Here is a 17,473-nt window from a genome sequence, read left to right on the forward strand (position 1 = left end):
ACACCGCCATCGCGAGCAGGCTCACTCCTACAGGGATCCGCGTAGAGCGCTAACTCAGCGCTTGCGCAGAATCACGCTACCGATCGAATAACCGGCGCCGAACGAACTCAGTACCGCCAGCGAACCGGCAGGCAGGTCGTCCTGGTTCTTGTGGAACGAAATCACCGAACCTGCGGAACTGGTGTTGGCATAAGTGTCGAGAATCACCGGCGCTTCCTGTTCGGTGGCGTCGCGACCGAGCAGTTTCTTGACGATCAGGTGGTTCATGCTGAGGTTGGCCTGGTGCAGCCAGAAACGCTTCACGTCGCTGACGTTGAGCTGGTTTTCTTGCAGATGCTCACCAATCAGCTCGGCCACCATCGGGCAGACTTCCTTGAACACCTTGCGGCCTTCCTGGACGAACAGCTTGTCCTTGGCACCGATGCCCTCTTCCGCAGCGCGGTTGAGGAAGCCGAAGTTGTTGCGGATGTTGTTGGAGAACTTGGTCAGCAGCTTGGTGCTGACGATGTCGAACTGGTACTTGGACGTAGCCAGATCAGCACGTTCAATGATAACGGCGGTGGCCGCATCGCCGAAGATGAAGTGGCTGTCGCGGTCGCGGAAGTTCAGGTGACCGGTGCAGACTTCCGGGTTGACCATCAGGATCGCCCGGGCCTGGCCCAACTGGATGCTGTTGGCGGCGGTCTGGATGCCGAAGGTCGCCGAAGAACAAGCCACGTTCATGTCGAAACCAAAACCCTGGATGCCCAGCGCTTCCTGCACTTCGATGGCAATCGCCGGGTAGGCGCGTTGCAGGTTGGAGCAGGCGACGATCACGCCGTCGATGTCCGCGGCGGTTTTGCCAGCGCGTTGCAAGGCTTGTTCAGCAGCGCCGATAGCCATCTGGCACAGCACCGACCATTCGTCGTTCGAGCGCTCCGGCAGGCGTGGCGCCATGCGTTGCGGGTCGAGGATGCCTTCCTTGTCCATGACAAAGCGGCTCTTGATGCCGGACGCTTTTTCGATGAACGCTGCGCTGGACTCGGTCAATGCTTCGATTTCACCGCTCGCGATGGCTTCGGCGTTATCGGCGTTGAATTGCGCCACATAAGCATTGAAAGACTGCACCAGCTCTTCGTTGGAGATGCTGTTGGCCGGGGTGTACAGGCCGGTGCCACTGATGACGACGTTATGCATGGTCGTGTCTCTAATCTGTTCAGGCAGAAAGCATTGGCACCGACGTACCAACACACAAAGGGTCTATTCCCATCCGGGGGACGCAAACCTGGCATCGCTTTATTCCGACCTGCCCGCGGCGGCGAAGGCTCAAAACCGCGGGGCCGGCGTTTATAGGCGCGAAGTTTGCCATAAACACGGGATTTTGGCGCCTTTTTGCTGGATGAAGCGCTTGCCAAATGCATCACACAAAACCTGTAGGAGCACGGCTTGCCGGCGATGGCGTCCTTGAGACCGCTATCGCGAGCAAACTTTGCTCCTACAGGCTTATGGTTCGACTTGGCTCCACTGCTTGTTCAATCGCTTATCGGAGATCGGCACCTTGGTCCCCAATTGCTGGGCGAACAGCGACACACGATATTCCTCCAGCCACCAGCGATACAGTTCCAGTTGCGGATCGCGCTTGCCTTCCTGGGCATGCTTGCTGGCGCGGGTCTGGTACTGCGTCCACAGGCCGGACAATTCACCACTCCAGACCCGATCCCGTTGCACTTGGGCGCCGATTTTTTCGAAACGCTGCTCGATGGCCTTGAGATAACGCGGCAGTTCCTTGAGCCATTGCATCGGCGTTTCCCGGACAAAGCCCGGATACACCAATTGGCTGAGTTGCTGCTTGATGTCGTTCAGGGCCACGGCTTGCGCCAGATCGATCTTGCCCTTGAAGCGTTTTTGCAGGCCGTGCCAGAGCTTGAGGATTTCCAGTGTCAGCTTGGCTACACGTTCGGCATGTTCGGTCCAGCCGCCACGCTTGCGTTCGGCCAACGACGCCAACCCGGCACCGTCACGGGGCAACGGGTCTTCGCCTTCGAGAATGCAGCTGTCGAGGCTGGCCAGCAGAATGTCTTCCACCAGCGCATCGACGCGGCCCATGTCGCGGTACAGCAGGCCCAGTTCGGTCAGGCCCGGCAATTTGCCGCGCAGGAACTTCGCCGATTCGGCCAATTGCTGCATCAGCAGACGCTGCAAGGCACGGCGATGCTGGAACTCGGCCTCGGCCGGCGTCGAGAAACGTCCTTCCTTGACCGTACCGCCCTCTTCCACCAACGCCGGATAGACCGTCATCGACAACCCGGCTATCTTCTGCTGGGTTTTCTCGGCGACGGCGGCAAATACTTTCGGCTCGACCGGCTGCTGGCTTTTCGCGGTTTGCGGCACGGCCAATGCGGCCTGGCTCGCTTCGGCGAAACGCGCGGTCAGCTCGGCCAGATCACGGCCTTCGCCGAGGAACTTGCCCTGGGCATCGACGATTTCCAGATTCATCCGCAGATGGCTTTCAACCTGCTGCGCCGCCTCGCTCCAAGCTTCGTCACTGACGCGCGCGCCAGTCATGCGCAGCAACTCACGGCCCAATGCCTGAGGCAGCGAGCCCTCGGCAAAGGTCATGCGTTGCAGCGCGGCTTTGACAAAGTCCGGCACCGGCACGAAGTTCTTGCGCAAGGCTTTGGGCAGGTTGCGCACCAACGCAATGCACTTGGCTTCGATGACACCCGGCACCAGCCATTCCAGGCGCTCCGGCGGCAACATCGGCAGCAACGGCGCCGGCACGCGCAACGTCACGCCATCGCGCGGATGGTTCGGTTCGAAGTGGTAGCTCAGGGACAATTCCAGATCGCCGATGTGCAAGGTGTCCGGGTAATGCTGGGCAGTGACTTCGCTGGCTTCGCGGGCCAGCACGTCTTCTTCGCGCATGATCAGCAGTTGCGGATCTTTCTGGCTGTTGATCCGGTACCAACTGTCGAAGGTCGCGGTCTGGTGGATCTCCGCTGGCAATCTTGCGTCGTAGAAGGCGTACAGGGTTTCTTCGTCGGCGAGAATGTCGCGACGGCGAGCCTTGGCTTCCAGTTCGTCGAGCTGTTCCAGCAGTTGTTTGTTGGCTGTCAGGCACTTGGCCTTGGACTGGATTTCGCCACGCACCAGCGCTTCGCGGATGAACAACTCGCGGGACACCACCGGGTCGACCGGGCCGTAATGCACCGGCCGACGACCGACCACAATCAAGCCGAACAGGGTGATCTGCTCGAATGCCACGACCTGCCCGCGCTTCTTCTCCCAATGCGGTTCGAAGTGGTTTTTCTTGATCAGGTGCCCGGCCAGCGGCTCGATCCAGTCGGCATCGATTTTCGCCACCATGCGCGCGTAGAGCTTGGTGGTTTCCACCAGTTCAGCGGCCATCAGCCACTGTGGGCGCTTCTTGCCGATGCCCGACGACGGATGAATCCAGAAGCGCCGCTGACGTGCGCCGAGGTAATCGCCGTCTTCGGTTTTCTGGCCGATCTGGCTGAGCAGGCCGACCAGCACCGCTTTGTGCAGCTTCGGATAATCCGCCGGCTCTTTGTTGAGGCTCAGCTGCATGTCGCGGCAGATCAGGCTCAACTGGCGATGGGAATCACGCCATTCGCGCAGGCGCAGGTAATTCAGGAAATTCTTGCGGCACCAGTTACGCAGCGGACTGGCGGTCAGCGCCTGGCGCTGCTCTTCGAAACCGCGCCACAGATTGACCAGTCCGGCGAAATCCGAGTCGGCATCTTTCCATTGTGCATGGGCTTGATCCGCCGCTTGTTGACGCTCCGGCGGACGCTCGCGCGGGTCCTGGATCGACATGGCGCTGGCGACGATCAGCACTTCCTGCAAGCTGCCCAGTTTGGCCGCTTCCAGCAACATGCGGCCCATGCGCGGGTCCACCGGCAACCGCGCCAGTTGCCGACCGAGCGGGGTCAGCTGGCTGTTGCGATCCACCGCCGAGAGTTCTTGCAGCAGGTTGTAACCGTCGCTGATCGCTTTGCCGTCAGGCGGCTCGATAAACGGGAACGCGGTGACTTCGCCGAGGCGCAGATGCAGCATCTGCAAAATAACGGCGGCGAGGTTGGTGCGGAGGATTTCCGGATCGGTAAATTCTGGACGCCCAAGAAAATCTTCTTCGCTGTAAAGGCGGATGCAGATACCCGGCTCGACCCGCCCGCAGCGGCCTTTACGCTGGTTGGCGCTCGCTTGGGAAACGGCTTCGATCGGCAGGCGCTGAACCTTGGCGCGATAGCTGTAGCGACTGATGCGCGCGGTACCGCTGTCGATCACGTAGCGGATACCCGGAACGGTCAGCGAGGTTTCCGCGACGTTGGTCGCCAGCACCACGCGACGCCCTGGGTGTGACTGGAAAATCCGCTGCTGCTCGGCCGGCGACAAGCGCGCGTACAACGGCAGGATTTCGGTGTGTTTGAGCTGTGCCTTGCGCAGCATGTCGGCCGCATCGCGAATCTCGCGCTCGCCCGGCAGGAACACCAGCACGTCACCGGGACTGCGGCGTTCGCTGCGCTCATAGGCGGCGATTTCGTCGAGGGTGGCGAGAATTGCCTGATCCACGGTCAAGTCGTCCTCGACCCGATTGCCCTCTTCGTCTTGCTCAAGCGTCAGCGGGCGATACCAGGTGTCCACCGGGAAGGTGCGACCGGAGACTTCGACAATCGGCGCATCGTCGAAATGCTTGGAGAAGCGTTCGAGGTCGATGGTCGCCGAAGTGATGATGACCTTCAGGTCCGGACGGCGCGGCAGCAGGGTTTTCAGATAGCCGAGGAGGAAGTCGATATTAAGGCTGCGTTCGTGGGCTTCGTCGACGATGATCGTGTCGTAGCGTTCCAGGTAACGGTCGTTCTGGGTTTCCGCCAGCAGGATGCCGTCGGTCATCAATTTGATCAGCGTGTTGGAATCGCTCTGGTCCTCGAAGCGCACCTGATAGCCGACCAATGCGCCCAGTGGCGTACCGAGTTCTTCAGCGACCCGGGCAGCCACGCTGCGTGCAGCGATTCGCCGTGGTTGGGTGTGGCCGATCAGGCCATGTTGGCCGCGACCGATTTCCAGGCAGATCTTCGGCAACTGGGTGGTTTTACCCGAACCGGTTTCGCCAGCGATGATCAGCACCTGATGCTTTTCCAGCGCCTTCTTGATTTCGTCGCGCTTGGCGGCGATCGGCAGGCTGTCGTCGTAACGAATCACCGGCAGGCTGGCCTTGCGCGCCAGTACCTGATCGCAGGACGCCTGCATGCGCGCCACCCACTGGGCCAGCTTGGCCTCGTCGGGTTTCTTGCGCAGTTCAAGCAACTGCCGCCGCAGCCGGTGGCGGTCGGCGAGCATGGCGTGATCGAGGTTTTTCAGCAGTTTGTCGATGGAGGTCGATTCGTCGGTCATCGGGTACGCAATTCAGTCGTCTAGTGGCGCAGATTGCCGATTGTCGCAGATTTGCCATGGATTGGCTGTTTCTCCTGTAGGAGCTGTCGAGTGAAACGAGGCTGCGATCTTTTGATTTCAAGATCAAAAGATCGCGCCCTTCGGCAGCTCCTACAGGGTCAGTTTTCGGCGCTTTTGCGCCGATACGGAAACACATCAATCACCTTCCCCGCCCGAATCGCTTCCTGCAAGCTCTTCCAGTAATCGGCGTTGTACAACTCGCCATGCAACTGATCGAACAACTTGCGCTGGCCGGAATCGGCAAACAGGAACGGCGGAAATTCTTCCGGGAACACGTCCAGCGGCCCGATCGAGTACCACGGTTCGGAAGCCATTTCGTCTTCCGGCGTGCGCGGTTGCGGGATGTGGCGGAAGTTGGCTTCGGTCAGGAAGCAGATCTCGTCGTAGTCGTAGAACACCACGCGACCGTGACGAGTGACGCCGAAGTTCTTCAGCAGCATGTCGCCGGGAAAAATGTTGGCCGCCGCCAGTTGCTTGATCGCCAGGCCGTAATCTTCAAGGGCTTCGCGCACCTGCGCTTCGTTGGCGTTTTCCAGGTACAGGTTCAGCGGCGTCATTCGGCGCTCAGTCCAGCAGTGACGGATCAACACCGTGTCGCCTTCCACCGAGACCGTGGATGGCGCGACTTCAAGCAGCTCTTCCAGGCATGCCGGATCGAACTTGCTGAGCGGAAAACGGAAGTCGGCGAACTCCTGGGTATCGGCCATGCGCCCGACGCGGTCGACGCTTTTAACCAAGCGGTATTTCTCGATCACCGTCGCGCGGTCGACGTTTTTCGACGGCGAGAAACGGTCCTTGATGATTTTGAAAACGGTGTTGAAGCCCGGCAGAGTAAACACGCTCATGACCATGCCACGCACGCCGGGGGCCATGATGAACTGGTCGTCGGTGTTGGCCAGGTGATTAATCAGCGCCCGGTAGAACTCGGACTTGCCGTGCTTGTAGAAGCCGATCGAGGTGTACAGCTCGGCGATGTGCTTGCCCGGCAGGATTCGCTTGAGGAAACCGATGAACTCCGCCGGCACCGGCACATCCACCATGAAATACGAGCGGGTGAACGAGAAGATGATCGACACGTCCGCCTCGTCGGTAATCAGCGCATCGATCTGGATGCCGCGACCTTCGAGGTGCAGCAGTGGAATCGCCAGCGGCCATTGTTCATCGGCGGTGTAGATGCGGCCCACCAGGTACGCGCCCTTGTTGCGGTACAGCACCGAGGAAAACAGCTCGACGCTCAACTCCGGGTCCTTGCACACCCAGTCCGGCAGATTCTCGCGCAGTTGTGCTTCGAGACGCTTCAGGTCGCCGGGCAAGTCGGCGTATTCCTCGCTGAAACGGTAGTCGCCAAAAATGCTCGCGAGCATGCCGGACAACTGGCCCTGAGGCTTGTAAGTGCGGGTTTGTGCAGCGCGGGCCCGACGCAGGCTCGGCCGGGTGGTGTGGATGAACATGCAACCGTCGCTGATCAGGTCATGGCTGAACAGCCCGCAGAAGATCGAGTTGTACCAGGTCTCGGACAGTTCATCGTCGAAGCGCAGGTCGATCAGGCTGATGTAGGCGCTTTTGACCAGCGGCCAACAGCTGACGTCCAGCGTGTCGGTATCGAACGCGGTGCGCAGGCGCTCCACGGTTTCACTGACTTTTTCTTCGTACAGATTGATCCGCGCCGCCGACGCCGATTGCGTCTCCTGCCACTTGGCCTGTTCGAAACGCGCCCGTGCGCCGTCGGTGATCTGGCGAAAATGCTCGCGGTAATCGTCAAAGCCATCGAGGATCAAGCGGGCGATATCGGCGGCTGGCCATTGCTGCGGCATGGTGAGACCTCTGCGGGAATTCGTGAGCCCTGAGCTTAGCCAGTGAAGCGGGTGCAGGAGAAGTGTAATTTTCCGGGCGCCGCGCCATCGACACCCTGGAGAGTTCAATGCTCGTTTTTCGGTTGCCATCATTCAGGCGCTCGGCAACACTCTCGCTCCCATCAAGGAAGGAAACGCGCTGTGAACCCCGTCGATATTTTCCGTTTACTGTCCCTGGCGGCCATTTGGGGTGCGAGTTTCCTGTTCATGCGCATCATCGCCCCGGTGATTGGCAGCATTCCCACCGCTTTTTTTCGCGTATCTATCGCTGCTGCCGGACTGCTGGTGATTCTTGGGCTGATGCGCATCAGTTGGGATTTCAAGGGCAAACTGAAAACCGTGATGCTGCTCGGGGTGATCAACTCCGGGATTCCGGCAACGCTCTATTCGGTGGCCGCGCAGGTGCTGCCCGCTGGTTATTCATCGATTTTCAATGCCACGACACCTTTGATGGGCGTGCTGATCGGCGGCCTGTTTTTCCATGAAAGGCTCACTGGCGCCAAGCTCGGCGGCGTGTTCCTCGGGCTGTTCGGCGTGGGCGTGCTGACCCGTGCCGGTCCGGTGGCGTTCGATATGGAATTGCTGATGGGTGCCGTCGCCTGCCTGCTCGCGACCACCTGCTACGGGTTTGCCGGGTTTTTGGCCCGCCGCTGGCTCGATCAGGCCGGAGGTCTGGACAGCCGTTTGTCGGCACTGGGCAGCATGCTCGGCGCGACGTTGTTCCTGTTGCCACTGTTCGGTTACAGCGTGATCAGCCAACCACCTGCGAGCTGGGGCGGCTGGAGCGTGTGGCTATCGTTGCTGGGGTTGGGCCTGGGATGCACGGCGTTTGCCTACATTATTTACTTCCGGCTGCTGAGCTCGATTGGTCCGGTGAAATCGATGACCACGACCTTTTTGATCCCGTTGTTCGGGGTGTTGTGGGGTGGGCTGTTTCTCGATGAGCCGCTGTCGATGGCGCATGTGTATGGCGGGGTGTTGATTGCGGTGGCGTTGTGGTTGGTGTTGAAGCCGGCGGTGTTGAAGGTGGCTGAGGTGACTGCCAAGTAGTTCGGTGGTGTTGCTGATGACGCCATCGCTGGCAAGCCAGCTCCCACAGGGTTCGGTGTTGTACGCAAAACATATGTACGACACCCATCACTGTGGGAGCGGGCTTGCCCGCGATGGCGTCCGCTCAGGCACTACAAGGCTGAAGCACTGACCTCCCCATCCACCAACCGCCGAATCCCCAGCGGATTGGCGTTCTGCAACGCCTCGGGCAGCAACGCATCCGGGTAATTCTGGAAACACACCGGCCGCAGGAAACGATCAATCGCCAAGGTACCAACCGACGTACCGCGAGAATCCGACGTCGCCGGATACGGTCCGCCATGCACCATCGCGTCACACACCTCGACCCCGGTCGGATAGCCGTTGAGCAAAATCCGCCCGACTTTCTCCTGCAGTATTTCAGCCAGCCAGCGGTATTCCAGCAACTCTTCGGCCTCGCCAATCAGCGTCGCCGTCAATTGCCCGCGCAGGCCATGCAGCGCCGCCGCCAACTGCGCGCGATCCTCGACTTCGATGACGATAGTGGTCGGCCCGAACACTTCCTCCTGCAACAACTCATCGCCCTTGAGCAACAGGCTGACATCAGCCTTGAACACTTGCGGCTGCGCTTGATTGCCCTGCTGCGGCTTGCCCGCCAAATGAGTCAGCCCCGGATGTTCGTGCAACTCACCCAGGCCTCGGCTGTAGCTGGCCAACGCGCCGGTGTTGAGCATGGTTTGTGGCGGTTGCTGGTTCATGCTCGCGCAGAAGGTTTCCAGGAACGTGCTGAACTGCGGCGAACGCAAACCGATGACCAGCCCGGGATTGGTACAGAACTGACCGCAACCCAACGTCACCGAACCGGCCAGTTGCGCCGCGATCTGCTCGCCGCGCACCACCAATGCTTCGGGCAGCAGGAACACCGGATTGATGCTCGACATCTCGGCAAACACCGGGATGGGTTGTGGTCGGGTCGCGGCCATGTGGCTCAAGGCATTGCCGCCCTTGAGCGAACCGGTGAAGCCCACCGCCTGAATCGCCGGATGCTTGACCAGCCATTCGCCGACGCCACCGCCATAAATCATGTTGAACACACCCGCCGGCATTTCCGTGCGTTCAGCGGCGCGGATGATCGCGTCCGCCACCCACTCGGCGGTCGCCATGTGCCCGCTGTGCGCCTTGAACACCACCGGGCAACCGGCGGCCAGTGCCGAGGCGGTATCGCCACCAGCGGTGGAAAATGCCAACGGAAAATTGCTGGCACCGAACACCGCGACCGGCCCGAGGGCGATGCGGTACTGACGCAGGTCCGGACGTGGCAACGGCTGGCGATCCGGCAATGCCCGGTCGATGCGCGCGCCATAGAAATCACCGCGACGCAGCACCTTGGCGAACAGGCGCAACTGGCCGCTGGTGCGACCGCGCTCACCTTGAATACGCCCGGCAGGCAACGCGGTTTCGCGGCATACGGTGGCGACGAAATCATCGCCTAGCACATCGATTTCATCGGCGATGGCATCGAGAAAGGTTGCGCGCTTTTCTGCGCTCAAGTTTCGGTAGATCGGGTAAGCGGCGGCGGCGGCTTTGGCGGCGGCATCCACTTCGGCTTCCGATGCCTGGACGAAAGTCCCCGGCAATGGCTCACCTGTGGTCGCGTCGAGGCTTTGCAGGCGCAGCGTGCCATTGGCGCTACGACGACCGCCGATGTAGTTGTGTCCAAGTAACGTGGTCATGTGGAGTTCCTTGAGCGTCGGATTCACTGTAGGAGCGAGCCTGCTCGCGAAGGTCGTCAACGATGACGCGCCCATTCTGGTTTAACGCGGTGTCGTTGCATTTTTCGCGAGCAGGCTCGCTCCTACAGGGGGGGCGGGCGGTTAGAGCTGGCGTACGTTACCGATGGCCAGCGGCTGGGCACTCTCGCCGATACCGTTGACCAACGGCGCGCCGAACTCATCGAGGCTGATCTGGAAGCGATCCCCCGGCTGGGTCTTCACACCGTCGGCAAACGACAGCGTCGCGGTGCCGAAGTAATGCACGTGAACATCACCGGGACGCAAAAACTGCGCGTATTTGAAGTGGTGAAATTCGAGGTTGGCCAGGCTATGGCACATGTTGTCTTCGCCGCTGAGAAATTCCTTTTCCCAAATCGTTTCGCCGTTGCGCTTGATGCGGCTGGTGCCGACCAGATGCTTGGGTAACTCTCCGACGCGCAACTCGGGACCGTAGGAGCAACTGCGCAGTTTCGAATGGGCGAGGTACAGGTAGTTGCGCCGTTCCATGACATGGTCGGAGAATTCATTACCCAGTGCATAACCGACGCGGTACGGCTGGCCATCGTCGCCAATCACGTAGAGGCCGGTCAGCTCCGGTTCTTCGCCGGCATCTTCGGCAAATGGTGGCACCGGAAAGTCTGCGCCGGGGCGTACGACGATGCTGCCGTCACCCTTGTAGAACCACTCCGGTTGCGCACCGACCTGCCCCGCCGCAGGTTTGCCACCTTCAAGGCCCCATTTGAAGATGCGCATGGTGTCGGTCATGCCGGCTTCGACCTCACCGTCATGCTGGTGCATTTTGTCCCGTGCCGACGCGCTGCCCAGATGAGTCAGGCCGGTGCCGCTGATCAGGCAATGGGCCGGGTCTTCGTGGTCCAGCGGTGGCAGGACTTTGCCCTGCTGCAATAGCGTCGCGTAATCCGGTCCCGGTTCGGTGCCGCGCAAGGCGACTTCCTCTTGCAGATTGCGTTGCGCACGAATCGCCGCCAGTGCCAGTTCACGGGTGCTACGGGTGTCGCGCACCAGCAGAATCTGCGCCCCGGCGACCAGCCCGACCTGACGCTCGCCCTCAGTGTTTTCAAATTGAATCAGGTGCATGGTGTACCTCCAATCAGTCAACCGAACGCCGCCCGAAGGCGGCGCTTGAGGGTCATTCGATGATGTTGAAATCGCTCAGGTACTCATCGGAGATTTCCAGGCCCAGGCCCGGTTTGTTGTCGTCGAGCTGGATGTAGCCGTTGACCGGTTGTGGCTCGCCCTTGAACACGTAGTAGAAGAGTTCGTTGCCGACTTCGACGTCGAACACCGGGAAGAACTCGGCCATCGGCGAAGCGGTGGTGGACATGGTCAGGTGGTAGTTGTGCATCTGCCCGGCATGCGGGATGACCGGCACCGACCAGGCCTCGGCCATGGCGTTGATCTTGCGCGCGGCGGTGATGCCGCCGACGCGGTTGGTGTCGTACTGGATCACGTCGACGGCGCGGCGTTCCAGCAGGTCTTTGAAGCCGTAGGAGGTGAATTCGTGTTCGCCGCCGGAGATCGGCATGATCCCCATTTTCTTCAGCTCGATGTAGCCTTCAATGTCGTCGGCGATCACCGGTTCTTCGAGCCAGCGCGGCTCGAACTCGGCCAGTTTCGGCAACATGCGGCGCGCATATTCCAGGGTCCAGCCCATGTAGCATTCGAGCATGATGTCGACGTCAGGGCCGGCCAGTTCACGCAGGGCACGCACTTGTTCGATGTTGCGGCGCATGCCCGCCGGGCCGTCTTTCGGACCGTAGCCGAAGCGCATTTTCAGCGCAGTGAAACCTTGGTTCAGATAGCCCTGGGCTTCTTCGAGGAACAGATCGAGATTGTCGTTGGCGTAGAGCTTGGACGCGTAGGTCCAGATCTTTTCCTTGGTGCGCCCGCCGAGCAGTTTGAATACCGGCTTGTTTACCGCTTTGCCCATGATGTCCCAGATGGCGATGTCGATCGCCGAGATCGCCGCCATGCCGATGCCTTTGCGGCCCCAGGCGTGGCTCTGGCGGTACATTTTCTGCCAGATGTATTCGTTGTCGAACGGGTCTTCGCCAATGGCGATCGGTGCCAGGTAAGTGTCGATGATTTCCTTGGCTACACGCGGTGCCAGGGCGCAGTTACCGATGCCGACAAGACCGGTATCGGTCTCGACTTCCACCACCAGCCAGCCGTGGAAACGGAACGAGCCCATGGCGTCGCCGCGTTCGAACAGGATGTCGCTGGCGTTGGTGCAGAAGTGCGCTTGAGGCGGAACGACTTTGCCTTTCCACTCGAAAACGCGGGTACGGATCGCTTTGATTTTCATGAATACAGTTCCTTGGGCTGCCGGATTCTCGTAGTTGTCGGTCGTGTGCGCAGAGCTTGTTTCGGATGGGCTCCTGCATTCGATGGACCGACTTTAGCCAGCGCCCGGGGGCTGCGGATAATCACTTATGCACATCCGTCGATAACCTGGGGTGATAGCAAAAACCGATTAATGCCTTGATCGGGTTATCAGCCGAAAAACAAAAAGATCGCAGCCTCCGGCAGCTCCTACAGAAAAATGCGATCCCCTGTAGGAGCTGCCGAAGGCTGCGATCTTTTGACCCTCAGCGCTTAGTAGCTGTGGGCGCCCATTCGGCAGGCAATCTCGAACGCCTGACGTGTCGCACCGACGTTCGCCTTGCCCTGCCCGGCGATATCGAATGCAGTACCGTGGGCCGGTGTGGTGATCGGGATCGGCAAGCCGCCCTGCACCGTCACGCCACGGGAGAAGCCCATCAGTTTGATCGCGATCTGGCCCTGGTCGTGATACATGGTCACGACCGCGTCAAAGGCACTCGCATCGCCCTGGACCTTGAGGAAAATCGTGTCTCCCGGATACGGTCCTTCCGCAGCAATTCCCAACGCCTGCGCAGAGCGTACAGCCGGGCCGATGATGTCCAGCTCTTCGCGGCCGAACGAGCCGTTGTCACCATTGTGCGGATTCAAGCCGCAGACGCCGATGCGCGGTTTCTCCAGGCCGTTGCGCTTGAGCGCTGTATCGATCAGTTGAATCGCTTCCACCACCCGCTGCTGACTGAGCAGGCCTGAAACTTCGGCCAAGGCCACATGGGAAGTCACCCGTGACGTCCACAAATTGTCGAGCACGTTGAATTCGCAGAACGGCCCGTGGAAACCCAGCAACTCGGCGAACCAGTGCAACTCGTCGTTGTGCGCCATGCCGGCCATGTGCAACGAGGTCTTGTTCAGCGGCCCGAACAGGATTGCATCGGTGGTGCCGGCCTCGGTCAGGCGCAGGGCTTTTTCCAGGGTGTCGAGGCTGTAGCGACCGCCAATCACACTGGCTTCGCTGCGTGGGAATTCACCAACGGTGTCACCACGAAAGTCATAGAACAGCGGTGTGTCATCGGCAAATTCCAGCCCCTCCAAAGAGTCCACGCGCCGATAGGGAAATTCAGCGCCGGCGATGCGCATGCCGCGACGCATTTCCGCCTCGTCGGCGATCAGGATCACGTTGGCCTTGTTGCGCACTTCAGGCTCGGCGAGCAGACGTGCGATCAATTCAGGACCGATGCCCGCAGGGTCACCAAGGACCATGGCGATGGTGGATTTTTTCATGCTTCACTCCTCAAGGGTTCAGGCCACGCCCGGTCAATGGCGCAAGGCTCGCAGCGATAAACGCGCTGCGCGTTGCTGTAGAACAGTCGCTCCTGATCGGCCAGCGGCAGATCGGCGACGATGGATTTGAAACCGCTGTAGATGTCATCGAACGAGCCGCACAGGCTGTCCACCGGAAAGTTGCTGGCAAACATCGCCCGGTCGGCTCCAAACATGGCGATCACTTCGCGCACGATCCAGGCATTGTCTTTGGCGCGCCAGCGTTGGCCGCCCTGCCCCAGTCCGGAAATCTTCACCTGCACGTTCGGCCACTGGGCCAGCCGCGCCATCGCCAGGCGCCAACCGGCCAGGCCTTCGCCGCTGCGGTCGTTGGGCAATCCCGCGTGGTTGATAATCAGGGTGATGCCGGGAAAGTCCCGGGCCAACCGTTCGGCTTCGTGCATGTTCCACCACGGTGTCTGCAAATCGAAATGCAGACCCAAACCTTCAAGTGCGGCGTAACTGCGGCGCCAGTGTTCGTCACTCATCAGACTGCGCAAGCGCCCGACCTGCTCCGGCACGGTCGGGCCGCCGGGCTTGTGGCGAACGCTGCGTACGCACTTGAAACTGGCCTGCTCGGTCAGCACATCGATAGCGTCCGGATGATCGAGCCAGGCTTGCGCGACGATTGCATTCGGCACGCCATAACGGGCAGCCAGTTGCTCGATGAAACGGGTTTCGCCAATCGGGTCCTGCGGGTTCCATTCGGTCTCGACGTACACCGTTTGCACGACGTTGTGGGAACCTGCATCGGCGAAGTAGTCCTCGGGAAAATAGCGACGCTTGATCGCGCTGTAGTCACCGTAGCGAAACGGGATATTGGCTTCGGGGGCGAGCCACGGGTGATCGTTGAGGGTCGGGTCCCAGAAATGATGATGGGCGTCGATGATCGGGCCGCTCCACAACTTAGTCATGACGCACCTCGTCGAGGCTGATAAACAACGTCGCCAGCACGAACACCGCCGAGCATGCCGCGAAGAACCCCAGCACCGGGGCAAAACCACCGGACATTTGCAGGATCACCCCCACCAGGATCGGCACCGCGATGCCGCCGGTGCTGCCGGCCATGTTCATCACACCGCCGATCAAACCGACCCGCGCCGGTGCTGCCAGCAGCGCCGGGAAACTCCAGTAGAGGCTGCCCCACATCAGGAAAAACGCGGTCATGGCCAACAACGCCACTGCCGCAAAAGGATTGCTCAGGGTCGGCAGCAACAGGAACGCGCCGAGCGCTACCAGACCGGAAAACGCCAGCAGGCTCTTGACCGCCACTGCGCGACTCACGCCTTTGCGGATCAAGCCGTCGCAGAGGAAGCCACCGGTCAACGAACCCAGCGCACCGCAGACGAAAATCACAAATGTCGCCGCGCCAATGCCCTTGATATCAAACCCGCGAGCCTGGGACAGATAGCTCGGCCCCCAGGTCAGCAGTCCAAAATACACCATCGCCCAACTGGCCCGCCCGATCAGCAAACCGCTCAAAGAACGGGCGGCAATGCCCAGGCCTTTGACCGGTGCACGTGCGGCTTCGGCGGCGGGCGTGGCACGTCCGGCGTTGATTTTCTCAAGCTCCCGTTCATTCACCTGCGAATGGCTGGCCGGGTCGTCACGCAGATACCGCCGCGCCAGCCACGCCAGCACCAGAGTTGCGATACCGGCAATGACAAAAGCCAACCGCCAGGAGTCCAGCGACGCAATCAGATAAGCAATGATCAACCCGCCCAGCGCCACACCGAGCGGGCTGCCGCTGTCCATCAGCACCGCGCCGCGACTGCGTTCGCCTGGGGCCAGCCATAGCGAAATCAGCTTGCCGCCCGATGGGAACAAAGGCGCTTCGGCGGCGCCCAACGCAACCCGTGCAAACAACAATGACAAGCCGCCGGTGGCAAATGCCGCCAACACCTGGAAAGTGCCCCACAATCCAGTGGACCAACTGATGACGCGGTGCGGACCGAAACGATCGATCATCCAGCCACCGGGAATTTGCAACAGTGCATAGGCCCAAAAAAAGCTACTGAGGATCAGGCCCTGCATGCTCGGTGACAGCGAGAATTCATTGGCGATGGTCGGCATCGCGATGGACAGCGACACCCGGTCGATCAGGTTGACCATGGTCAGCGCGAAAATGATCGCGAAGATCCGCCAACGAACATTGCTGGCCTTGGCGGTTGCAGCCAGCGGTTTCGCCGCCGCTGCGGGCGAAGCATCTGCGCCAGGTAGATGCAGGGAAGCACTGGAACGAGCCATGGTGCGTACCTCGTTTTATTATTTTTGTGGAGACTGCAGCGCCACTTCATCGCGGCGGTTTGTGAGCACTATCGAAGGCTCAGTGATAACCGTCTAATCAAAACTTGAAATCGGGTGATAGCCCCGGGTTATGTCATGCCCAGCTTTCAACATTGCACGCATTTTTTCTGTAGGAGCGAGCTTGCTCGCGATGGTCTTCAACGAATACGCGTGTTTCCTGAATTAGCCCAGCGCCCTTGAGTCCATCGCGAGCAAGCTCGCTCCTACAGTGACGAGGTATAACCCCAGGCTATCGGTGTATGTATTGTTTTGACTAGACGCGGCGACGGCTCGTTCCCACACTCAGGCCAGGCTTGCGGCTTCACAGCGCAGACAAGTCACTCATAACAAATACAAAAAACGAGGCTCTTCCATCATGCGAAATGCATTCGTCCGTCGCACATCCCGTCTGTTTCTTGGCTGCACCCTGATCGCCGCTGGCGCGCTCCCTCTGCTCGCTCAAGCAGCCTGGCAACCGGACAAGAACGTCGAAATCGTCGTAGCCGGCGGCCCCGGTGGCGGCACCGACCAACTCGGTCGGCTGATCCAGTCGATCATCACCACCCACAAGCTGCTCGACGTCAACACCATCGTCCTCAACAAGGGCGGCGGCAACGGCGCCGAAGCCTTTCTCGACATGAAGATGAACAAGGGCGATGCCGAAAAACTGGTGATCGGCACTAACAACATCTACCTGTTGCCGCTGGTGTCCAAGCTCGGTTACCAGTGGCAGGAACTGACGCCGATTGCCGCCGTGGCCGAAGACGACTTCATCCTCTGGAGCTACAAAGGCGCGCCGTGGAAGGACGCAAAAAGCTTCTACGAAGCGGTTAAGACTGACCCGTCGAACCTGCGCATGGGCGGCAGCCAGTCCAAGGATGTCGACCAGACCCTGACCCTGCTGCTCAACCAGACCACCAACAGCAAACTGGTGTACATCCCGTTCAAGAGCGGCAGCGAAGCCGCGACCCAACTGGCCGGCAAACACATCGCCGCCAACGTCAACAACCCCAGCGAAAGCATCAGCCAATGGCGCGGCGACCAGGTCGAACCGCTCTGCGTCTTCAGTAAAGAGCGCATGGCCTACACTGAAAAAGTCGCCGGCGACAAATCCTGGGCCGATGTTCCGACCTGTCATGAACAAGGCCTGGGCATCGATCAATACCGCTTCCCGCGCACTGTGTTCATGCCCGGCGATATCAGCGCCGAACAGCGGGCGTTCTACGTCGAGCTGATGCGCAAAGTCACCCAGACCGATGAGTTCAAGGCCTACGTCAAACAGAACGCGCTAGTGCCAACCTTCCTCGAAGGCGAACCGTTGACCGCTTACATCGAAAAAGACACCGCCCGCGTCACCCCGGTATTCAAAGAAGCCGGCTGGCTGAAAAACTGAAGTTGCCAGGGCCGCTCGCCCAAGGG

General features: G+C 60.3%; 11 protein-coding genes. 2 read left to right on the forward strand and 9 right to left on the reverse strand.

Annotated features, from left to right (window positions below):
• Positions 1-54 precede the first annotated feature (54 nt).
• The 3 genes from ACM110_RS16745 to aceK all read right to left on the reverse strand — a co-directional run bounded on the left by ACM110_RS16745 (position 55) and on the right by aceK (position 7,268).
• On the reverse strand, positions 55-1,176 hold the full coding sequence (locus ACM110_RS16745) for a beta-ketoacyl-ACP synthase III (protein WP_416128648.1): 1,122 nt from the start codon (positions 1,174-1,176) through the stop codon (positions 55-57).
• 306 nt (positions 1,177-1,482) lie between these two features.
• A complete protein-coding gene (hrpA, locus tag ACM110_RS16750) occupies positions 1,483-5,394 on the reverse strand; it encodes an ATP-dependent RNA helicase HrpA (protein ID WP_416128649.1) in 3,912 nt (1,303 codons plus the stop codon).
• A 158-nt stretch (positions 5,395-5,552) separates the two neighbouring features.
• Positions 5,553-7,268, reverse strand: a complete 1,716-nt coding sequence (aceK, locus tag ACM110_RS16755) for a bifunctional isocitrate dehydrogenase kinase/phosphatase (RefSeq protein WP_416128650.1) — start codon at positions 7,266-7,268, stop codon at positions 5,553-5,555.
• 180 nt (positions 7,269-7,448) lie between these two features.
• On the opposite strand from aceK, the gene ACM110_RS16760 reads away from it, so the two are divergent.
• Complete coding sequence (locus tag ACM110_RS16760) at positions 7,449-8,357, forward strand: DMT family transporter (protein ID WP_416128651.1); 909 nt, start codon at positions 7,449-7,451, stop codon at positions 8,355-8,357.
• Positions 8,358-8,488: 131 nt separating this feature from the next.
• Here ACM110_RS16760 and ACM110_RS16765 read toward each other — a convergent pair whose 3' ends face one another.
• The 6 genes from ACM110_RS16765 to ACM110_RS16790 form a co-directional block, all read right to left on the reverse strand.
• The gene (locus ACM110_RS16765) at positions 8,489-10,069 is read right to left on the reverse strand and encodes an aldehyde dehydrogenase (NADP(+)) (protein ID WP_416128652.1); all 1,581 of its coding nucleotides are present in this window, start codon (positions 10,067-10,069) and stop codon (positions 8,489-8,491) included.
• 141 nt (positions 10,070-10,210) lie between these two features.
• A complete protein-coding gene (gene araD1, locus ACM110_RS16770; RefSeq protein WP_416128653.1) occupies positions 10,211-11,206 on the reverse strand; it encodes an AraD1 family protein in 996 nt (331 codons plus the stop codon).
• A 52-nt stretch (positions 11,207-11,258) separates the two neighbouring features.
• Positions 11,259-12,434: an L-rhamnonate dehydratase gene (locus tag ACM110_RS16775; protein WP_007972458.1), complete on the reverse strand. Its 1,176-nt coding sequence runs from the start codon at positions 12,432-12,434 to the stop codon at positions 11,259-11,261.
• 290 nt (positions 12,435-12,724) lie between these two features.
• Positions 12,725-13,729: a 4-hydroxythreonine-4-phosphate dehydrogenase PdxA gene (locus ACM110_RS16780; protein ID WP_416128654.1), complete on the reverse strand. Its 1,005-nt coding sequence runs from the start codon at positions 13,727-13,729 to the stop codon at positions 12,725-12,727.
• Positions 13,726-14,682: an amidohydrolase family protein gene (locus ACM110_RS16785; RefSeq protein WP_416128655.1), complete on the reverse strand. Its 957-nt coding sequence runs from the start codon at positions 14,680-14,682 to the stop codon at positions 13,726-13,728. The genes ACM110_RS16780 and ACM110_RS16785 overlap by 4 nt, the downstream gene beginning before the upstream one ends.
• A complete protein-coding gene (locus tag ACM110_RS16790) occupies positions 14,675-16,015 on the reverse strand; it encodes an MFS transporter (protein ID WP_416128656.1) in 1,341 nt (446 codons plus the stop codon). Before ACM110_RS16790 ends, ACM110_RS16785 begins: the two co-directional genes overlap by 8 nt.
• Positions 16,016-16,430: 415 nt before the next feature.
• Between ACM110_RS16790 and ACM110_RS16795 the strand changes: the two genes are divergently transcribed.
• Complete coding sequence (locus ACM110_RS16795; RefSeq protein ID WP_416128657.1) at positions 16,431-17,447, forward strand: Bug family tripartite tricarboxylate transporter substrate binding protein; 1,017 nt, start codon at positions 16,431-16,433, stop codon at positions 17,445-17,447.
• Positions 17,448-17,473: the final 26 nt, after the last annotated feature.

It is taken from the genome of Pseudomonas sp. NFX98 (genome assembly GCF_047784845.1).
GTDB lineage: Bacteria > Pseudomonadota > Gammaproteobacteria > Pseudomonadales > Pseudomonadaceae > Aquipseudomonas.

Bases quoted from the DNA above. Each gene is read 5' to 3' on its own strand.
- ACM110_RS16745 (WP_416128648.1), bottom strand. From the start codon at position 1,176: ATGCATAACGTCGTCATCAGTGGCACCGGCCTGTACACCCCGGCCAAC.
- hrpA (WP_416128649.1), bottom strand. From the start codon at position 5,394: ATGACCGACGAATCGACCTCCATCGACAAACTGCTGAAAAACCTCGAT.
- aceK (WP_416128650.1), bottom strand. From the start codon at position 7,268: ATGCCGCAGCAATGGCCAGCCGCCGATATCGCCCGCTTGATCCTCGAT.
- ACM110_RS16765 (WP_416128652.1), bottom strand. From the start codon at position 10,069: ATGACCACGTTACTTGGACACAACTACATCGGCGGTCGTCGTAGCGCC.
- araD1 (WP_416128653.1), bottom strand. From the start codon at position 11,206: ATGCACCTGATTCAATTTGAAAACACTGAGGGCGAGCGTCAGGTCGGG.
- ACM110_RS16775 (WP_007972458.1), bottom strand. From the start codon at position 12,434: ATGAAAATCAAAGCGATCCGTACCCGCGTTTTCGAGTGGAAAGGCAAA.
- ACM110_RS16780 (WP_416128654.1), bottom strand. From the start codon at position 13,729: ATGAAAAAATCCACCATCGCCATGGTCCTTGGTGACCCTGCGGGCATC.
- ACM110_RS16785 (WP_416128655.1), bottom strand. From the start codon at position 14,682: ATGACTAAGTTGTGGAGCGGCCCGATCATCGACGCCCATCATCATTTC.
- ACM110_RS16790 (WP_416128656.1), bottom strand. From the start codon at position 16,015: ATGGCTCGTTCCAGTGCTTCCCTGCATCTACCTGGCGCAGATGCTTCG.
- ACM110_RS16795 (WP_416128657.1), top strand. From the start codon at position 16,431: ATGCGAAATGCATTCGTCCGTCGCACATCCCGTCTGTTTCTTGGCTGC.